We start from the raw sequence: 19,300 nt of genomic DNA on the forward strand, positions 1-19,300 counted from the left end.
GAGCCAACTATGAAAAACGAAAACAATCTGGGAATCGTTATCGTCGAAGACGAGCCGATTTCTAGCGAATATTTGAAAAAATTGATCCGCGATACCGGGGTCGACCATCATATCGTACAAAATCTAGACTCGGTTTCCGATGCCATGGCGTTTTTTGCCCAAAAGGTAGATTTCGATTTGATTTTCATGGATATCCATTTGGGCGACGGAACTTGTTTCGACATTCTAAATGCGGTCGATGTCGATAAACCGATCATTTTCTGTACTACTTTCGATATGTATGCGGTACAGGCATTCAAATACAACAGTATCGATTACATCTTGAAACCTGCCAAACCGGTTGACATAGAGAAGGCGATCCAAAAATACCGCTCGCTCCAAAAAGTCGAAGAAGAAGACTACCTCCTTCGAATCGATAAAATGATGACCTCCTTTATCGGCACCAATTACAAAAAGCGCTTCTTGGTTCGAAAGAACCACAAACTGACCTTGATCCATATCGATCAAGTGGTGGGTTTTTACTCAGAAGAAGGGCAAACGTATTTGATCGAGGAATCGGAAAACGAGCATCACGTCGACTTTACCCTAGAACGCTTGGAAGAAATGCTTGACCCCGGTCAGTTCTTTAGGATCAACAGAAAAATGATCATCTCGATCAACTTCTTGAAATCGATCGAAGACTACTTCAACAACCGCCTTAAGATCAAACTCACCCATAAATCGAGCAACGATCTGATCGTAAGTCGAAACCGGGTAAAGGAATTCAAAAACTGGTTGAAGGGAGTGAGCTAGGACTTTTTACGCATTTTCCTATACATCTTGGCCACAAACACGAACCACACGATGAAGATCACCGCTATGATTATGGAATAAACCAATATAAAGTCCATTACTCTCTGTGTTTGAAATAATTCATAAAGCCCAAAATGGTGGGCGCCCAAAATGCGATAAAAATAGCATCCAACTTTTTCCCACTGAGAAAAAGGGTCTCTGAAACAATTATGATGGATATCACCACAAGGAGCATAATGCAGTTCATCACGCCTACCTTTTTAATAAAATCCTTAAACATTCTTGCGTACTAGTACGATTATTACTACCAATTTAAGAAATAAAACGGCTCAAATGTTAAAAATATTGTGATTTTCTTAACATTTTTGTTTAACGATACGGCTGTATGCGAACGGAACATCGAACGGCATCCGCTAGATATTCGAAGCCTTCATGAAGTTGTTTTTGCGGGACCGCATAGGGATAAAAGGAAATGGGTTCGATGCAGACCATATTGGGTACCTCGGTCCAACACATGAAGTGGCCGAACCCTTCGGTGATCACTTTCAGGTGTTGATCGCCATCGGTCAAGGTGATTTCCGAACAATCGGAAACCTCAAGGGCGCGGCTCCCGACCGCCAATACCTCATCCAAAGTAATGTGTCGCTCCCCAGCCTGGATTACAGGGCTATCGGTATGCAATTTGAATGCGGGGTGATACCCAAGCATAAAAGGCATGTCTCGTTCACCGTTGATAAGAAACGTGATTTCCAATCCATTGGTGGTCAACTGAAAGTGTTTTTCAAATTCAAAAGAATAGGGCCAAACCATCCATTGCTTCGGTGATTTTTCAGGATATTTCGAATTCGCTATCGGCGTACCCGCGCGGTAGGATTTTGTAAACACGGCCATAGTTTCGGATGCTTCCTTCAAGGTATACCCGAATTGGCGCAACAAACCGTGTTGGTCTTGAATCGCACTCCCTTTAGGAACCTGTACTTGAAAGCCCGCTTCATTGACCGGTCCGATGATCGGGAACATTTCCGTATCGCTACTGCCCCAACCAGGACTGCCTTTTTGATGAATAAACTGGTGTCCGGCCACTACATAGCCTACCAATTCACCTTGGTCAATGGTAACCGTTTGATTTTGTAGCTGCAATCGGGTCATTTCTGTTCGGTTTATTCGTTATGCTTTCGAAAAGCGGTTTGTCAATCGATATAGCCCATCTCACGCATCCAATCGTCGTTGAACATTTTACCTACATATCGGCTGCCATGATCATGGAAAAGGACAACTACGACGTCGTCTTCGGTAAAGTGCTGTTCGAGTTGCAACACCCCTTTGATAGCGGCGCCGGCGGAGTTCCCTAAAAACATGCCTTCTTCCTTGGCCAAACGTTGGGTGTAGACCGCGGCGTCCTTATCGGTTACTTTGGTAAATCCGTCAATGATGTCAAAATCGACATTCTCAGGTAAAATATCTTCCCCGATTCCTTCAGTCACATAGGGATAAATCTCATTCTCGTCGAAAATTCCGGTTTCATGGTATTTTTTAAAGACCGAACCATAGGTATCGACACCCCAGACCTTGACCTCGGGATTTTGTTCCTTCAAAAATTTACCCACTCCTGAAATCGTACCTCCTGTACCTACACCGACCACGAAATGGGTGATTTTTCCTTGGGTCTGTTCCCAAATTTCAGGTCCCGTACTCAAATAATGGGCTTTGGCGTTCGACGGATTGTCGTATTGGTTCACATACCACGAATTCGGGATTTCAGTAGCCAAGCGTCGTGCGGTCGAATAGTAACTTTGGGGGTCTTCAGGAGCAACATCCGTAGGGCATACGTGAACTTCACTACCCACCGCCCTTAGAATATCCATCTTCTCCTTAGACTGTTTATCACTCATCACACAGATCATCCGATACCCTTTCACGATGGCCGCAAGGGCAAGTCCCATTCCGGTATTGCCCGAAGTGCCCTCAATGATGGTGCCCCCAGGTTGCAAACGACCATCAGCCTCGGCATCTTCGATCATTTGCAGGGCCATACGGTCTTTGACTGAGTTGCCCGGGTTGAAGGTCTCGTATTTGGCCAATACCAAACAGGGTAGCTGGGCCGTGAGGGTATTTAGTTTCACCAAAGGGGTATTCCCAATGGTTTCGAGTATGTTTTTTGCGTATTCCATAGACCTTGCAAAAATAGCCTTATGGCAGCAGAAGTGGAAAGAAAATACAAGCTTATTCCCGGCAGCGACCCCTGAAGTCGCTACTCAAATTTCATGGCCTTGACCGGTGAGATTTTCGAAATGGCATAAGACGGAACCAGCAGCATCAAAAGACAGAGCACCAGAACCCCGACGTTCAAAGCCAATATATGCCATAGCTCGATATGCACCGGAATGTAGTCGATATAATATTCTTCAGGGTTGGGAAATTTCAGGAAACGAAAGCGCTCCTGCAGCGCCAAAAGCCCCAATCCGATCAAATTGCCCCAAAAGAGGCCCACACAGATCAGATAACCCGCATTGTACAAAAAGACTTTTCGAATCGTCCAATCCGATGACCCCAAGGCTTTCAGGGTACCGATCATAGGGGTCCGTTCCAAAATCAAGACCAAAAGGGCCGTAATCATATTGATTCCGCCGACAATGATCATGATCCCGATGATCAAAGCGATATTGAAATCGAAGAGGCCCAACCAATCGAAAATCTTCAGGTATTTGTTCTTCAAGTTCCGGGTATCAAGGTCGGATAGGGTCTTGCCGTAGATTTCATTCGTTTTTGTTTCGAGCTCGTCAAAATCATCTAAGAACACCTCGAAATTGCCCACTTCATCCACTTCCCATTTGTTCATGCGCTGAATATGGCGCAAATCGACGAAAAGGTAATTCGCATCCAGTTCCTCAAACCCACTATCGTAAATACCGGTTACCGTAAACTTCCGATTGTTCGGGGTCTTAGACGGGTCGCCATCCTTCAGGAAAATCGTAAAAAACCCATCTCCTACCGCCAATTCGAGCCGATTGGCCAAAATCCGCGAAATCAAGGCTTCCTCATTCAAATTCCCGGTAAAATCGGGCAATCGCCCATCAACCAGAAATTCATTGAACGCATCCCATCTAAAATCGGTGCCCACCCCCTTGGCCAGAATGCCCTCGAAGGTCTTTTCGGTACGAATGATCCCTCCTTTGACCGCTACCCCTTGAACGTGTGCAATGCCTGAAATGTTCGTGAATTCCGGATAAAAATCCTGGTTCAAGGAAACCGGTATCAAGGAAACCTCAGAGGCATTGTTGTCATAATTGAAGATCTGAACATGCCCATTAAAGGCCGCTACCTTCTCCCGGATCTTTAGTTGTAAACCGACACCGGTTGCAATGGCTATGAGCATCATGACGATTCCGATCGCGATGGCGGCAATGGCAATTTTAATTATCGGGGCGGAAATGCTAATTTTATGTTCCTTCCCTGTAATCAGGCGCTTGGCAATAAATAGTTCTAAATTCAACGGATGCCCTTTTTCTTTCAATTCAAAAGTACAGTTTTATGGCTTAGCTGCATCTTATTGGCCTGTGCACAAACCCCAAGGCCGAAAGTGGTCGAAACGGATGAGCTGGTCTTACTCGGTGCCGAACGGACCGAAGTCTACCTACCCTGGCTGAAAGGGAAACGGGTGGCGGTGGTGGCGAACCAGACCAGCATAATCCCAAAAAACGATCACCAAATTCATCTCGTCGATTCCTTACTCTCCCTTGAGGTGGATATTATTTCCGTTTTTGCTCCTGAACATGGTTTTCGCGGCCAGTCTGATGCTGGTGAAAAAGTCAGCGACGGGGTTGATACCGCAACGGGGCTGCCTATTATTTCCTTGTATGGCAAAAATCGGAAACCGACCAAAGAACAATTGACCGAAATCGATGTGGTGGTTTTCGACATCCAAGACGTAGGTGTCCGGTTTTATACCTATATCGCGACCCTGCAATTGGTTATGGAGGCCTGTGCCGAAATCGGGATACCGGTCATCGTTCTGGACCGCCCGAATCCGAATGGCCACTATATCGACGGCCCCACTATGGAGAAGGAACACCGTTCCTTTCTGGGCATGAACCCCATTCCACTGGTCTATGGAATGACCATCGGTGAATATGCTGCCATGGTCAATGGTGAAGGTTGGCTGTCGAAAGGGCTAGCGGTCGACCTAAAGGTCGTTCCATTGCTTCATTACGATCATGATATGGAATACGCCCTACCCGTTCGACCCTCACCGAACCTACCCAACGACAAGGCGATCAACCTCTATCCTAGCCTTGGATTGTTCGAAGGAACGGCCGTCAACGCCGGTCGAGGTACCGAATGGCAATTCCAACGCTTTGGGGCATCTTTTTTAGACAGCACCCATTTTGATTTCCGATATGTACCCCATCCGAATTTCGGTGCGAAATACCCCAAAGAAGAAGCGAATACCTGTTTTGGGAAAGACCTTTCCAAGCATCCGAAAATGCAGTCGGTATCCTTAACCTGGCTGATTGAGGCCTACACCCACAGTACGGATCATGAGAAGGTCTTCAAAACAGAAGGGTTCACGAAACACGCGGGCACCACACGTTTACAACAACAAATCGAGTCGGGCATGCCAGAAAAAGAAATCAGGGCGTCTTGGCAACAAGACCTAGAGGATTTCAAAAAAATTCGAAGCAAGTATCTGCTTTACGAATGAAGGGAGTCCAGCGCCTTAACCATCGCTTTCCGTAGCCATGGTCGTAGGCTTTCGATACTTGTGGAAGGGTTGCTTTAAAAGGCCCATGATACTGGCATTTTCCTTTTCATCAGGAAAGGTATCGACCCCATACACTATTTTTTCGGGTGCCAAATATTGATAGGTTCCGAATAGACGGTCCCAAATTGAAAAGATATTCCCATAATTTGAATCCGTGTACGGCAGCACATAATGATGGTGTACCTTGTGCATGTCAGGCGACACAATCACCCAACTTAGGGCTTTGTCGACTTTTTTGGGCAAGCTGATATTGGCATGGTTGAATTGCGATAGTACAACGGAAAGGCTTTGGTATAGCATGATGATACCGATGGGCGCACCGACTATAAAGACCCCGATCAAAGTAAAAGCATAGCGGATCATACTTTCTAACGGATGATGTCTGTTGGCAGTGGTCGTATCGACGTTATGATCGGTATGATGTACCAAATGCACCATCCATAATGGTTTTACCTTGTGTTCGACCAAATGGGCGGTATAGGCCCCAATGAGATCGAGCAGCAACACTCCCAAAAGCACATATAACCACAACGGCATTTGGGGCAACCAATTGATGATCCCGAAATCGTTGGTTACCGTCCAATCCGAAGTTTGCAACAGCAAAAAAGCCAGCGGAAAATTCACGATAATCGTTGTTATCGTAAAGAAGATATTCGGCATGGCATGACGCCATTTCGGATAGCGGACATTGAATAAGGGAACGATCCCTTCCAGAATCCAAAAAAACGTGATCCCACCCACCAATATCAAACTGCGGTGCAAAGCGGGAATATGTTCGAAGTAATCAATAAGTTGCTCCATAGTCCCAAAAATACGAAATCATCAACTTTTCAACCGCTGCTTCATCGCTTCGACGATGTTATATGCGGCTGGGCATATCGAAAGGTTTTTTAGGGTCAGATCGGTAATTTGGTGGAATTTCTTTCGATCGGTATGGGGGTATTCACGACAAGCCTTCGGCCGTACCTCGTAAATGGAACAATAGTTGTCAGCCCCCAGAAAGGTACAGGGCACCTCTTGCAACACATAGTCACGATCTTCATCAAGCCGCAGGTATTGGGCAATGAAAGCTTTGGGTTTCATTCGAAAATGCTTTGCGATACGCTCGATATCGGCATCCGTGAACAAGGGGCCCGTCGTCTTGCAGCAGTTCGCACAGCTAAGGCAATCGGTACGGTCAAACTCCGCCTCATGCAATTCGACCATCAAATAGTCTAATTTTTTGGGCGGGCGTTTCTTCAATTTAGCGAAGAATTTCTTGTTCTCTTGGGCTTTCTGCCGGGCACGTTCCGGAAGGTCGTGAAGCTGGTCGTTCATAAATACAAACTTAAAAGCTTAAACCATTTACTAAAAATAAAGTCCCATTTTTGCGGGGTGGAACAAACACATCCCGACATATTCGGAACCGCGATGCTTGACTATCTTGCCGGAAAAACCGACGGAAAAATCACCACTTGCTCTTCTTTGGATGAGGAAGATGAGATCCCAGTGCCCTATTTGTTCAGGAACTACGGGCAAATGCCAAAATTGGAGCAAAAGGCACTTAATCAATGCCATGGTCACATTCTCGATATCGGCTGCGGCGCCGGAAGCCATAGTCTTTACCTTCAAGAACAAGGTCATGAAGTGACCGCACTTGACAGTTCGGCGGGTGCTATCGAAAGTTGTCGCCAACGCGGTATCGAACGAACGGAACACCGTAAGGTATTGGAATATGAAAAAAACACCTTTGATACCCTTTTATTGCTCATGAATGGCATAGGTATTGTGGGTACATTGGAAAAATTGCCGGTCTATTTGGACCATTTTAGAAAATTGTTGCGGCCCCATGGTCAAATTTTGTTGGACTCAAGTAACATCATTTACATGTTCGAACAAGACGACGATGGCGGATATTGGATACCCGGAAGCCCGGCTTATTATGGGGAAGTCGAATTCCAGATGACCTATAATGACGAAAGTGGTCCTTGGTTTCCATGGTTGTACGTCGATTTCGATACCTTGGCGGAAGCATGCCAAAAAGTGGATTTGCACTGCGAACTTGTAAGCGAAGGCGAACACTACGACTATTTAGCTAGATTGACCGAAAAACCATACTAGACCATCGCGATTAAACGTTTGCTAACTATGAAAAAGATAAATTTCCTCCTGTTCACCCTGTTTTTGATATGCCTTACCGCTTGTTCTTCTGGATCGAGCAGCAACGATGATGTGGATCCGGTCGATGATGGCCCAGATCAGGTAGACCGTTCCCAAAACCTATTGGCGACCGGCGCTTCGGCCAATGACATCCTCTCCAATACGAACTTTGATCGGATTCAGGTCGAAATCGCTTTTGTGGAAGGTTTTCGTCCTACGGCAGAGGCGATGACGAACTTCGAGAATTTCTTACGGGAACGTACCTTCAAACAACAGGTCGATATCGATTTCCTTGAAATTCCAAGTGTGGGTAGTACCGAAATCACCCTACAGGAAATCGCGAATCTTGAAACTGAAAACCGCACAGCGTACAACAATGGCAACACCATTGCGATCTATATCTTTTTCGCTGACGCTTCGGCAGAGGGCGACAATCTCGATTCAGGTGTAGTCACCCTAGGTGCAGTATACCGCAACACCTCAATGGTCATTTACGAACGAACCGTACAAGCGTTGGCCGGACGAAGTCTGACCATTACCGATGCCGATGTTGAAACCGCAACCTTGAATCACGAATTCGGCCATTTATTCGGTTTGGTCAACTTGGGTACGGTACCGGTCAATGACCACGAAGACCCTAATGCCTTGAACCATTGTGTGATCGACGGTTGCCTCATGCAGGCCGAACTAACGTTCGGGTCCCCATCGTCAAGACAAGCCATTGGCTTTGGCACCCAGAAAATCCAATCCGCCTGCTCCCTTTCAGGCCTTCATATCATGAACATCCTCGAATCGCATGCGGCAAGGGGTCTGGCCGTAGTTCCAGATTTGGATCCAGAATGTATTCTTGATTTGCAAAATAACGGGGGGCGATAGCTATGGGTAATTACAATATCTTTTGCAAGAATTAGGCCGGTCGTGAGAAGGTAAATTCATTCGGCGACCAAGGAGGAGCACAGGAATATTCGCTATCTTACAGCCTATCAATATTCCTGTTTCCATGAAAAAGCCCTTACTTTTTTTACTGATTTTAGCAACGCTTACCAGTCAAGCCCAACGCAACAAAAAGCCAACTGACAAAGACCAAGACACACCCCTATCGGAAGTCGGGTTAAGCGGTCTCAAATTCAGGAGTTTGGGTCCTGCCCTCACCTCGGGTCGCATTTCGGATATTGCCGTCAACCCCGACAACTTCAACGAGTATTACGTGGCCACTTCGGCCGGTGGGGTATGGAAAACGGTGAATGCGGGGAACACCTTTCAACCCATTTTCGATGGTCAAGGAAGTTACTCCATTGGCTGTGTAACCTTAGACCCAAACAATCCGAACGTCATTTGGGTCGGTACGGGTGAGAATAATAACCAGCGTAGTGTTTCATACGGGGACGGTGTATACCGTTCGGATGACGGCGGAAAGAGTTGGCAACATTTAGGACTCAAGACTTCGGAACATATCGGAAAGATCATCGTACATCCGGAACACCCTGAAATCGTCTATGTTGCCGCCATAGGCCCCCTTTGGAGTGCTGGTGGGGAACGAGGGCTTTATAAAACCGTGGATGGTGGGTCTACTTGGGAAGCCGTTTTGACGGTCGATACCCATACCGGGGTAAACGATGTGGTCATGGACCCAAGAAACCCCGATGTGCTCTATGCTTCGACCTTTCAACGAAGACGTCATGTGTTTACCTATATCGGTGGCGGACCTGGTTCGGGAATCCACAAATCGACGGATGGTGGAAGCACTTGGAAAAAAATCAACAAAGGACTGCCCAAAACCACTTTGGGGCGAATAGGCCTTGCGATTTCACCGGCTGATCCCGAATATCTATATGCCATTGTGGAAGCGGCACAAGGCAAGGGCGGCTTTTTTCGATCTACCAATCGCGGTGCTTCGTGGGAGAAACGCGGAGGATATGCCACTAGCGGAAACTACTACCAAGAGATTTTTGCGGATCCCGTCGATCCGAATCGGGTCTTCGCCATGAACAATTGGATGCGGGTGACCTATGATGGTGGTAAAACCTTCGATTATGTCGGGGAGGACTTCAAACACATCGATAACCATGTGATTTGGATCAATCCGAACAATACGGCCCACTTGTTGTCGGGCAATGATGGGGGCATCTACGAATCCTGGGATAATGGCAAACACTGGACGTTCAAACCCAATTTGCCAGTCACCCAATTTTATAAGGTGGCCGTTGACAATGCCAAACCGTTTTACAACATTTACGGGGGTACCCAAGACAATTTCAGCCTGGGCGGACCCTCGCGCACGGTCAGTGCGAACGGACCCAATAATTTCGATTGGTTCATCACCCATGGCGGTGACGGATTCGAATCACAGATCGACCCCGATAATCCTGATATCGTCTATGCCCAATCACAATATGGCAATTTGGTGCGCTATGACAAACGCAGCGGTGAGGAAAAGGGCATCCAACCCAAAGAACGAAAAGGCGAAAACAGCTATCGATGGAACTGGGACGCCCCATTGGCCGTTAGTCACCATGCCCAGGGACGGCTGTATTTCGCCGCGAACAAATTATTCAAAAGTGATGATTACGGAAACAGCTGGCAGGTGATCAGTGAAGACCTGTCGCAAAACATCGATCGAAACACCATTCCGGTCATGGGCCGGGTTTGGGGTGTCGAAGCCGTTATGAAGAACCAATCGACATCACCCTACGGTACCATAGTCTCTTTTTCGGAATCCCCTTTGAATCCGGATTTGTTGTTTGTTGGAACCGATGATGGTTTGATCCAAATTACCGAAGACGGTGGTGCCAATTGGCGCAAAGTGGCTGGCTTTAGCGGAGTTCCGAAAGACACTTATGTCAATGCTGTATTTGCATCAAAGCACGATGAAAATGTGGTGTATGCTTGTTTCAACAACCATAAAAAAGGGGATTTTAAACCCTATGTCTATAAAAGCAGCGACAAAGGACGAAGCTGGAAATCGATTGCGAACAATCTGCCTGAACGCGGATCGGCCTATGCCTTCGAGCAAGACCATATCGATGCCGATCTGTTATTCGTCGGCACCGAATTCGGGGTGTTCTTTTCACCAAACCAAGGGGACGAGTGGAAACAGCTTAAAAGTGGATTGCCCCCCATCGCCGTGCGTGACATTGCAATCCAAGAAGATCAGACCGATTTGGTGTTGGGCACGTTTGGCCGAGGGTTCTACGTTTTGGACGACTATTCTAGCTTAAGGAATATCACGTCATCGATGGAAGACCAGGCCACACTATTCCCGATCCGTGATGCATTACAGTTCGAAGATGCCTATCCCCTTGGGTTACCCGATAAAGCCTTTATGGGTGATAACTTTTTCATCGGTGACAACTTAGGGGCCGAGGCGATTTTGACATGGCACTTAAAAGAAGGAATCAAGACCAAAAAAGACCAGCGACGTGAAGCGGAAAATAAGCGGTTAAAAGATGGGGGCGACAATCCGTATCCCTCTTATGAGACCCTTGAGGCCGAGGCCAATGAAACCGGCCCGCAATTGGTCTTGACCATTACGGATGCCAACGACATCCTTGTCCGAAAACTATTTACGACCCCAAAAGCCGGAGTACAGCGGATGCACTGGGACCTTAGGTATGCCTCAAAAGAGCCCATTGATTTCAGCAAACCACCGTTTTATAATCCCTTTGGTGGAGGTAGCAAAGGAGCAAAAGTACCTCCCGGTAGGTATTCGCTTCGCATGTCGAAAATAGTAGACCAAGTCGAGACGCCACTCGGTGGGCCGGTTAGCTTTGAGGTCGTAGCCTTGAACAACACCGTACTTCCGGCAGAAGATCGCGAAGCGTTGGCCCTTTTCCAGCAAGAAGTGAATGAAATGGCCGGAAAAGTGGAAAGCGTCCAGACGACCTTGGGCGAACTTTCGAACGAACTGAAATACATGAAAGCGGCGATAAAACAGACCCCAAAAGAACATGGGGATCTTTTGAAAGCTTGGAAGGCGTTGGAAAAGGAGATTTTCGAAATCCGTAAAAAAATCAACGGCGATCGCATCGCCAGCCGCCTTGATCGTGGCACCCCGCCTTCGATTGGCAGCCGGATCGGGTATTTGTTATACGAACAATCGAACTCTACCGGAAGTCCGACAGCGACCCATCGCCAGACCTTCGCCATAGCCAAAGAGGAATTCGCACCGGTCTATGAGCGTACCAAGGTATTGGTCAACCAAAAATTCGAGGCTTTTAGAAAACGCTTAAAAAGTGCTGGAGCACCCTACACACCGGGCAACCTCCATTTCTTGGATTAGGGGATGTTCAGGTATTTATGGGTCTGCAACGAAACTTTCCAATTGGGGTGCTGCATGACATAGTCGACGATCATCGGAATGACTTTTTCGCGAACGCTCCATTCGGGTTGTAAATAACAGATACAGTCTTCCCCAACTTGAGCGGCCTGTTCTTCGGCAAAGATCAGATCGTGTTTGTTATACACGATGACCTTGAGTTCATGGGCTTTCTGGTAGATGTCACCGACAGGAAGTTTGTTCTTCTTGGGTGAAAGGCAAATCCAGTCCCAAGTACCGGTCAACGCATAGGCCCCTGAGGTTTCGATATGGGTCTGAAGTCGTTGTTGTTTTAAACCCGAAGTCAAAGGACCCATATCCCAAGTGAGGGGTTCACCTCCGGTCACAACAATGGTATCGGAATATCGGGCCGCATTGGAAACGATCTGTTCGATATCAGTGGGTGGATGGCTTTCGGCATTCCAACTTTCCTTGACATCACACCAATGGCAGCCCACATCACAACCGCCGACCCGGATAAAATAAGCGGCGGTGCCTTTGTGATAGCCCTCACCTTGGATGGTGTAGAACTCTTCCATTAAGGGTAACATCAACCCTTTATCGACCAAATCCATTACTGCTTCCGTTGCCATGCGGCAAAGATAGTTCGGATTCGAAGATTATCCGAATACCGATCGAATCGATCATTGTACAGCGATCACGTCGATTTCTATTTGGGCGCCTACGGCCAGACCCGCCGCTGCATAGGTAGTGCGTGCCGGTTTCTTGGGAAAGTACTTTACATAGACTTCATTGAACGCCCTAAAATCGTTAATGTCGGCCAAGATAACGGTACACTTGACCACATGATCCAAACTCAGGCCGTGATGTTCAAGTACGCCCTTAATGTTACGAATCGCCTGTTCGGTCTGCCCCTTGATACCTCCTTCGGCCAATTTACCGACACTGCGGTCCATACCGATCTGCCCGGCTAAAAAGAAGAGGTTACCAACCTGTACGGCTTCGCTAAAGGGTGCTGAGGCCCTAGCCGGATCTGCTGGGGCATGAAAAATAATGGAATCTTGTTGTGCGGATAAATTACTCAAACATAGCAGCGTTATCAGGGTCACCACAAATCGGAATGAAAGTTTCGTTTGCATACTCGGGTTTTTATAGCACTAAGTTCATCAATTCAATCGAACCGACCGCTAGAGATGAACGGAAATCAATAGGTGGCGGTTACTTCGGATTCGGGAATTTGCCTATTTTTAACCCAAACTACGTAGTATGGGCGACAAGGAACGGTTCATGGAACACATCGAAACCGGGTATGCCACCAAAGGCGAATTTTTGACCATGGGTGCTGGGATGCTCGATGGGGAAGCAGTGACCAATGCGTACATCAAGGTTCCTTTAAAGACCTTGAACAGACACGGTTTGATCGCGGGGGCCACAGGTACCGGAAAAACGAAAACCCTTCAAGTCATTGCCGAGAACTTATCCGAAAAGGGGATTCCAGTCTTGTTAATGGACCTTAAAGGGGATTTGAGTGGTATTGCCCAGCCGAGTCCCGGTCATCCAAAAATCGATGAACGTCATGCGGCCATCGGCCTTCCTTTTGAAGCTAAGGGTTTTCCGGTCGAAATGTTGACCCTTTCCGAACAAGATGGGGTACGTCTGAGGGCCACCGTGTCCGAATTCGGACCGACCTTGCTATCGCGGATCCTTGATTTGACCGTGACGCAAGAAGGAATCGTCGCCGTTGTTTTCAAGTATTGCGATGATAAAAAACTCCCCCTACTCGACTTGAAGGACTTCAAAAAGGTATTGCAATACGCGACCGGCGAAGGAAAAAAGGAATTTCAATCCGAATACGGAAGGATTTCGACCAGTTCAACGGGAACCATCCTCCGAAAGATCATCGAACTCGAACAACAAGGGGCCGACCTGTTTTTTGGCGAAAAATCATTCGATGTGGAAGATTTGGTCCGGATCGATGACCAGGGCCGAGGTTATATCAATATCATCCGATTGACCGACATCCAAGACCGACCCAAGCTGTTCTCGACCTTTATGTTGAGTTTATTGGCTGAAATCTATGCGACCTTCCCAGAACAGGGCGATAGTGACCGTCCGGAGTTGATTTTATTTATCGATGAAGCCCATTTGATCTTCAAAGAAGCTTCAAAAGCGTTGCTCGATCAAATCGAGAGCATCGTTAAACTGATCCGTTCCAAAGGTATAGGACTGTATTTCGTGACCCAAAACCCGACCGATGTGCCTGACGCCGTACTAGCACAATTGGGACTAAAGGTCCAGCATGCGCTAAGGGCGTTCACCGCCAAGGATCGCAAAGCCATTAAATTGACCGCCGAGAACTATCCCGATTCGGAATTTTATGACACCAAAGAGGTGCTGACCTCTTTAGGGATCGGCGAGGCTTTGATTTCGGCCTTGGATGAAAAAGGGCGGCCTACCCCCTTAGCCGCTACGCTTTTGCGTGCGCCCATGAGCCGCATGGATGTTTTGACCGACGCCGAACTGAAAACAGCCATCGGTAAATCGAAACTGGTCAAAAAATACAACGAGGACATCGATCGCGAGAGCGCGTATGAAATTTTGAACGAAAAAATCGAAAAGGCCGAAAAAGAGGCAGAGAAAGAAGTTGCCAGAAAAGCCAGCAGCCGCAGTCGCTCTTCGAGTAGAAGCCGAAGCACCCGAATGAATCCAGTGGTCAAGGTTCTGACCAGCGCCACCTTTATCCGGGGGGTACTTGGGGTCCTGAAGAAAGTCATCCGTTAACACACAACCTAATCCATGATAAAATCCAAATTTTCGATGGCTTTTGCCATCTTCCTACTTCTTGCGGCCTGTGCCGAAAAAGACACCACTTTTTTGATTACCGAAACCAGTGTTGGTCCGCTTCAAACGAATTCGGCAAGCGAAGCATTAGCACAGCTATTCGTCGGCGATTCGATCGTACGCGACACCTCATCATCCAAACTGATCGCTTCCAAGAAAATCCAGATATTCGAAACAGGGGGCAACAAGCTGCTTTCCCTTACGCCAAAACAAGATAGCAGCTTGACCATTGGCAATATCCAAATCCACGACGAGCGTTATCAAACGGCATCCGGCATCGGTTTGGGCAGTACTTTCGGTGACATACAATCCACCTTGGGTATCAAAAAAATCGTGACCACCTTCAATAGCATCGTCGTATTTCCAAAAAACGGCCCACTGTATTTTACCATTGACAAAGACCAATTACCTGCGAATCTACGCTATTCAAACAGCCGTATCGAAGCGGTTCAGGTACCGGAAACCGCCAAGATCAAATTTTTGATGGTGGGCTGGGACTAAGCCGTGTTAATTTCTTCCCAAGGAGTACCTTAGGTCGGTCCGCTTTCCTTATTTTTTGGTAAAATCAACCTCCAATGAATAAGATGACCACCTTGGTCTGCTGTCTTTGCAGCATTGGCCTTTTCGCCCAATACCCCTATGAGCCTTCTTCCGAACACCCCTATGGACTTCCCAATCCGGAAGCTCCAAAGGAACTTTTGGATTTCGCACCGATGATCGGTGAATGCGATTGTATTTCAGAGACCCGAAACCCCGATCAGACCTGGGCCGCTCCAGAAAAAATGAAATGGCGTTTCAAGTACATTATGAACGGTATGGGGGTGCAAGACGAAACCTTGAAGTCCGACGGTCGGCATTCGGGGAGCATCAGACAGTTTATCGCAGACAGTACGCGATGGTACGTGCATTACTATAGTTCAGGGTCGCCGAGTACGACCTTGCCCGCTTGGGAAGGAACCAAGAGGGCTGATGGAAAAATCGTATTGTATCGCGACCAGACCGCTCCCAATGGTATGGAAGGGTATTTTCGATTGAGTTTTTACGATATCGCCGATACCGGATTCAAGTGGGTAGGTGAATGGGTCGACAAGACGGAATCGGTAGTCTTCCCGACCTGGAAGATCGATTGCAGCAATGGCAAGATCCCCACAAACATAGCCGCGGAAAAAGAAGCGATCCAGGCCGCCTCGGACGCTTTTTCAAAAGCCTACTTAAGTAAAGACGTCGAAGGCATGATGGCCATGTATACCGCTGACGCCAAAATCTTCCCCAACAACCGGGATATCTTAAGTGGAGCGGAACTCAAGTTGTATTGGACGCCTCGGGAAAACGGAGGCTCCGTAACCCATCATAAGATCACTTCGGAATACATTAAGTTTTTCGGAAACTACGCCCACGACTATGGGTATTTTGAGGGGAAAACAAAAATTTCGGACGGATCGACCAATAGTTGGAAAGGAAAGTACGTAGTCGTTTGGCGAAAGGAAGATGGGCAATGGAAGATGTTCTTGGACATTTGGAACCGCAATCCCCCTCAATCCAAACCATAACGCTCCCTATTGGCCAAAACCTTGGGGCTGTTCTTTTGCATCCACTCGGTGAGCTCCAACAAACGCTCCACGTAGCTCTGTCCGAATTCGGTCAGGCGGTATTCGACCCGTATCGGTACTTCGGCATAAGCCTTACGTTGGATATACCCATCGGCTTCAAGCACCTTTAGGCGCTGGCTCAACACTTTGTTCGATATGCCATACACGTATTTTTTGAGTTTGTTGAAACGCAATACAGGGAAATAGCCCAACCAAAGTAAGATCAGGGTGCTCCATTGATCGGAAGCGACCGACATGACGTCACGTACCGGACACAGTTCTGGTGGATGCTTGTAATCAATATGCCCAAACATTTTTTCCAACTTTTTTACGGTCCTAAGTTTCTGATTTTCAACAACAGTTTCCATAAGCGCACTTGGTTTTCAACGATTCACCTCTTTTTTGTTACCCAATAATGGTGTATTTTTAGTTTCAATTAAAGAGTAAGTTACTAAAAGTTACCAAAATGAAAAAATTCATAGCACGCTATCTTCCATTGGCGTATGGTAAACTCTTCAACGTCTGGGTGTTGATCGACCCTACAGGAGCCGCCAAGAAATCGTTCGATGTTTTTTGTACGATCCGCAAGGGACGGATTCTACCCAAACAAGCCCCGTATCTCGACGCCGCGAAATTGGAGCGGATTTCGGCTGCCGGACATGAGATCCAAACCTACCATTGGCCTGGTAACGGACCAACCATACTATTGATGCACGGTTGGGAAAGCAACACTTTTCGCTGGCGCAACCTCATTCAAAAACTTCAGGAACACGACTTTTCCATATATGCCTTTGATGCCCCAGGCCATGGATATTCTAGTGGAAAACGGCTCCATGTTCCGCTATATGCCGAGGTCACCCGTGTGATCCTTGATCGCTACCGACCGGATCATGCCGTGGCACATTCGGTGGGAGGCATGACCATACATTACACTCATTTTTTAGACCCTGAATCGACACTAAAACGTATCGTCACTGTGGGTGCCCCCTGTGAATTCGAGCAGTTCATGGAACACTATCAAGCCTTACTCGGTTTCAACGACCGGGTGCGTGCAGCCATGAATAAACGGTTAAAGGAGTGGTTGGGGTTTTATTTCAACGAATTCTCTTGTGCACGTTTCGTGTTGAAAAACACCAAAGAAGGCTTGTTATTCCACGATGAAGACGACCTGCAAGTTCCTGTAGGAGCATCTATAAAGGTGCATGAACATTGGAAAGGAAGCCAATTGGTCTTGACCAAAGGCCTCGGCCATTCGATGCACCAACCCGCAGTCAATGATCAAATCGTCTCTTTTTTACAAGGCAGTTTCAAGACCCAGAACGAGACGGCACCTTTGAAAGCCATCTAGGCGGTAAATTGCTTATTTTTAGGGCATGAGTACAATAGCCCCGTTCCACGTTGCCATACCGGTCCACAACCTGGAGGAATGCCGGATTTTTTACCGTGAGGTCCTAGGATGTTCCGAAGGCCGTAGCAGTGATCATTGGGTCGACTTCAATTTGTTCGGCCACCAAGTGGTCATCCATTACAAACCGAAATCAGAAGAAGCGCTGCATACCAATGCTGTCGACGGCAAGGCCGTGCCGGTACCCCACTATGGGGTCGTATTGCCCTGGGAGACCTTTGAAAGTTTTGCCCAACGGTTGCAATCGAAAGGCGTCGGGTTTGTGATCGAACCCTACGTCCGTTTCGAAGGTGAAGTTGGAGAGCAGGCGACCATGTTCTTTTTGGATCCCGCCGGAAATGCACTGGAATTCAAGGCCTTCAAAGATATCGGCCAATTATTCGCTACCTAGATTGACCTGCTTGACGTCGCAGGTGTTGTGATGGACTCTCACCGGTCATTTTCTTGAAGACCCGATTGAAAGTCGACTTCGAATTGAACCCCGATTCGAGGGCCATCCCCAACAAAGACAAGCGATTGACCTCTTCGGTTTTCGACAGTTGCATAAAAGTGTCGATGCGATGCTTGTTCACAAAATCGATAAAGGGCATTTTCAATCCGCCATTTATGGTATTCGAAACCACGCGGTCATTCAGACCGACCTGTTGCGAGAAGGTCTTTAAGCTTAGCTCCGGATCTAGAAAATATCGGCGCTTTTCCATGGCTTCGACTATCGACTGCAAAACCTGCTGATCGATGGGGGGTGTCATTGGTCTTCCGGGATCTATGGCCATCTTTGAGGTACCGCCTACCTGATGCTGCCGCAAGCCACCGGCAGCGAGGAACAAGACCAGGATCCCCATCGGGAATGCCGTAAAAATAGCATCCGGGAAGTAATCGAACAGGGTGCGCAAAAAGGCTTCCAAAAACCAGAAAAAGCTCAAAATGATCATCGCAACAAAGAACTTCCGTAACCAGTCCAGGTTGATTTTCGAAATTTCCGAAAACTGGTCTTTGATCCAGGTTTGATAGCCGCCCAGCAAACGATACGACTTGAAAAGATATATGACCAACGATAGCAAAGAGAGATTGAACTCAAGGTTGTACGTATAGGGCTCGTGGACCTCCATCCAAAACCACCTTCGAAAGCCATAGTCACCCGTTTGTAAGACCAAATACAAAAGCAACTGCAAGAATACCGGAACGAAATGTAGCAGGTCAACACGGGAAAACGGCGGCCTTTCAAAGACCAACGAACGGGTATAAAAGTAGATGAGCGGACCGAACCCCAAAGAAAAATAAATGGGTAGAAAATAGTAGTTCGGATTCTGGCGATAGATCCCCGCCAAGGAAAAAAAAGAATCGCATAGCCATAAGGAGAATCCGAAGACCAACAATCCCAAAAACCGATTGGCTAGGGCGTTGGTCTTACTGATCAATAACAGGGAACCGGCAAAAATACCGGAGGAAATGATCATCCCCAGAAAAACCACGAAAAAATCAAAGCCGATTTGCAT

General features: G+C 47.3%; 19 protein-coding genes. 10 read left to right on the forward strand and 9 right to left on the reverse strand.

Annotated elements, in window-relative coordinates; all coding sequences use genetic code 11:
* Positions 1-9 precede the first annotated feature (9 nt).
* Positions 10-792, forward strand: coding sequence for a LytR/AlgR family response regulator transcription factor (locus ABV409_RS12860; protein WP_353877995.1), 783 nt, complete (start codon positions 10-12; stop codon positions 790-792).
* A 369-nt stretch (positions 793-1,161) separates the two neighbouring features.
* Here ABV409_RS12860 and ABV409_RS12865 read toward each other — a convergent pair whose 3' ends face one another.
* The 3 genes from ABV409_RS12865 to ABV409_RS12875 all read right to left on the reverse strand — a co-directional run bounded on the left by ABV409_RS12865 (position 1,162) and on the right by ABV409_RS12875 (position 4,285).
* The gene (locus tag ABV409_RS12865) at positions 1,162-1,941 is read right to left on the reverse strand and encodes an aldose epimerase family protein (protein ID WP_353877996.1); all 780 of its coding nucleotides are present in this window, start codon (positions 1,939-1,941) and stop codon (positions 1,162-1,164) included.
* 41 nt (positions 1,942-1,982) lie between these two features.
* Complete coding sequence (locus ABV409_RS12870; RefSeq protein ID WP_353877997.1) at positions 1,983-2,963, reverse strand: PLP-dependent cysteine synthase family protein; 981 nt, start codon at positions 2,961-2,963, stop codon at positions 1,983-1,985.
* An 80-nt stretch (positions 2,964-3,043) separates the two neighbouring features.
* Entirely contained in the window at positions 3,044-4,285 is a 1,242-nt protein-coding gene (locus ABV409_RS12875; protein ID WP_353877998.1) for an ABC transporter permease, read from the reverse strand.
* A gap of 3 nt (positions 4,286-4,288) precedes the next feature.
* Between ABV409_RS12875 and ABV409_RS12880 the strand changes: the two genes are divergently transcribed.
* A complete protein-coding gene (locus ABV409_RS12880) occupies positions 4,289-5,494 on the forward strand; it encodes an exo-beta-N-acetylmuramidase NamZ family protein (RefSeq protein ID WP_353877999.1) in 1,206 nt (401 codons plus the stop codon).
* A 15-nt stretch (positions 5,495-5,509) separates the two neighbouring features.
* On the opposite strand, the gene ABV409_RS12885 is transcribed toward ABV409_RS12880, so the two are convergent.
* Positions 5,510-6,355, reverse strand: a complete 846-nt coding sequence (locus ABV409_RS12885) for a sterol desaturase family protein (protein ID WP_353878000.1) — start codon at positions 6,353-6,355, stop codon at positions 5,510-5,512.
* A 21-nt stretch (positions 6,356-6,376) separates the two neighbouring features.
* Positions 6,377-6,871, reverse strand: a complete 495-nt coding sequence (locus tag ABV409_RS12890; protein ID WP_353878001.1) for a YkgJ family cysteine cluster protein — start codon at positions 6,869-6,871, stop codon at positions 6,377-6,379.
* A gap of 57 nt (positions 6,872-6,928) precedes the next feature.
* Here ABV409_RS12890 and ABV409_RS12895 point away from each other — a divergent pair, with 57 nt between their 5' ends.
* The 3 genes from ABV409_RS12895 to ABV409_RS12905 all read left to right on the forward strand — a co-directional run bounded on the left by ABV409_RS12895 (position 6,929) and on the right by ABV409_RS12905 (position 11,972).
* Complete coding sequence (locus ABV409_RS12895; RefSeq protein ID WP_353878002.1) at positions 6,929-7,654, forward strand: class I SAM-dependent methyltransferase; 726 nt, start codon at positions 6,929-6,931, stop codon at positions 7,652-7,654.
* A gap of 27 nt (positions 7,655-7,681) precedes the next feature.
* Positions 7,682-8,569 carry a hypothetical protein gene (locus ABV409_RS12900; RefSeq protein WP_353878003.1) on the forward strand — a complete coding sequence of 296 codons (888 nt, stop codon included), beginning with the start codon at positions 7,682-7,684 and terminating at the stop codon, positions 8,567-8,569.
* 124 nt (positions 8,570-8,693) lie between these two features.
* Positions 8,694-11,972, forward strand: a complete 3,279-nt coding sequence (locus ABV409_RS12905; protein WP_353878004.1) for a glycosyl hydrolase — start codon at positions 8,694-8,696, stop codon at positions 11,970-11,972.
* On the opposite strand, the gene ABV409_RS12910 is transcribed toward ABV409_RS12905, so the two are convergent.
* Together ABV409_RS12910 and ABV409_RS12915 are read right to left on the reverse strand one after the other, a co-directional pair.
* Entirely contained in the window at positions 11,969-12,601 is a 633-nt protein-coding gene (locus tag ABV409_RS12910) for a 7-carboxy-7-deazaguanine synthase QueE (RefSeq protein WP_353878005.1), read from the reverse strand. The genes ABV409_RS12905 and ABV409_RS12910 overlap by 4 nt on opposite strands.
* A gap of 51 nt (positions 12,602-12,652) precedes the next feature.
* Entirely contained in the window at positions 12,653-13,108 is a 456-nt protein-coding gene (locus ABV409_RS12915; RefSeq protein WP_353878006.1) for a Rid family detoxifying hydrolase, read from the reverse strand.
* Between the two features lie 127 nt (positions 13,109-13,235).
* Here ABV409_RS12915 and ABV409_RS12920 point away from each other — a divergent pair, with 127 nt between their 5' ends.
* The 3 genes from ABV409_RS12920 (at position 13,236) to ABV409_RS12930 (ending at position 16,360) form a co-directional block, all read left to right on the forward strand.
* Complete coding sequence (locus ABV409_RS12920; protein WP_353878007.1) at positions 13,236-14,750, forward strand: helicase HerA-like domain-containing protein; 1,515 nt, start codon at positions 13,236-13,238, stop codon at positions 14,748-14,750.
* A gap of 15 nt (positions 14,751-14,765) precedes the next feature.
* The gene (locus ABV409_RS12925; protein WP_353878008.1) at positions 14,766-15,311 is read left to right on the forward strand and encodes a hypothetical protein; all 546 of its coding nucleotides are present in this window, start codon (positions 14,766-14,768) and stop codon (positions 15,309-15,311) included.
* Between the two features lie 74 nt (positions 15,312-15,385).
* On the forward strand, positions 15,386-16,360 hold the full coding sequence (locus tag ABV409_RS12930) for a YybH family protein (protein WP_353878009.1): 975 nt from the start codon (positions 15,386-15,388) through the stop codon (positions 16,358-16,360).
* Here ABV409_RS12930 and ABV409_RS12935 read toward each other — a convergent pair.
* Positions 16,345-16,713 carry a winged helix-turn-helix transcriptional regulator gene (locus ABV409_RS12935; protein ID WP_353878010.1) on the reverse strand — a complete coding sequence of 123 codons (369 nt, stop codon included), beginning with the start codon at positions 16,711-16,713 and terminating at the stop codon, positions 16,345-16,347. The two genes, ABV409_RS12930 and ABV409_RS12935, sit on opposite strands and share 16 nt — an antisense overlap.
* Positions 16,714-16,865: 152 nt before the next feature.
* Between ABV409_RS12935 and ABV409_RS12940 the strand changes: the two genes are divergently transcribed.
* A complete protein-coding gene (locus ABV409_RS12940; RefSeq protein WP_353878011.1) occupies positions 16,866-17,747 on the forward strand; it encodes an alpha/beta fold hydrolase in 882 nt (293 codons plus the stop codon).
* 25 nt (positions 17,748-17,772) lie between these two features.
* On the forward strand, positions 17,773-18,195 hold the full coding sequence (locus ABV409_RS12945) for a VOC family protein (RefSeq protein ID WP_353878012.1): 423 nt from the start codon (positions 17,773-17,775) through the stop codon (positions 18,193-18,195).
* Here ABV409_RS12945 and ABV409_RS12950 read toward each other — a convergent pair.
* Positions 18,188-19,300 (reverse strand): helix-turn-helix domain-containing protein, encoded by a 1,113-nt coding sequence (locus tag ABV409_RS12950; protein WP_353878013.1) that lies wholly within the window; start codon positions 19,298-19,300, stop codon positions 18,188-18,190. The genes ABV409_RS12945 and ABV409_RS12950 overlap by 8 nt on opposite strands.

The sequence above is a fragment of the Flagellimonas algarum genome (assembly GCF_040513375.1).
Lineage (GTDB): Bacteria > Bacteroidota > Bacteroidia > Flavobacteriales > Flavobacteriaceae > Flagellimonas_B > Flagellimonas_B algarum.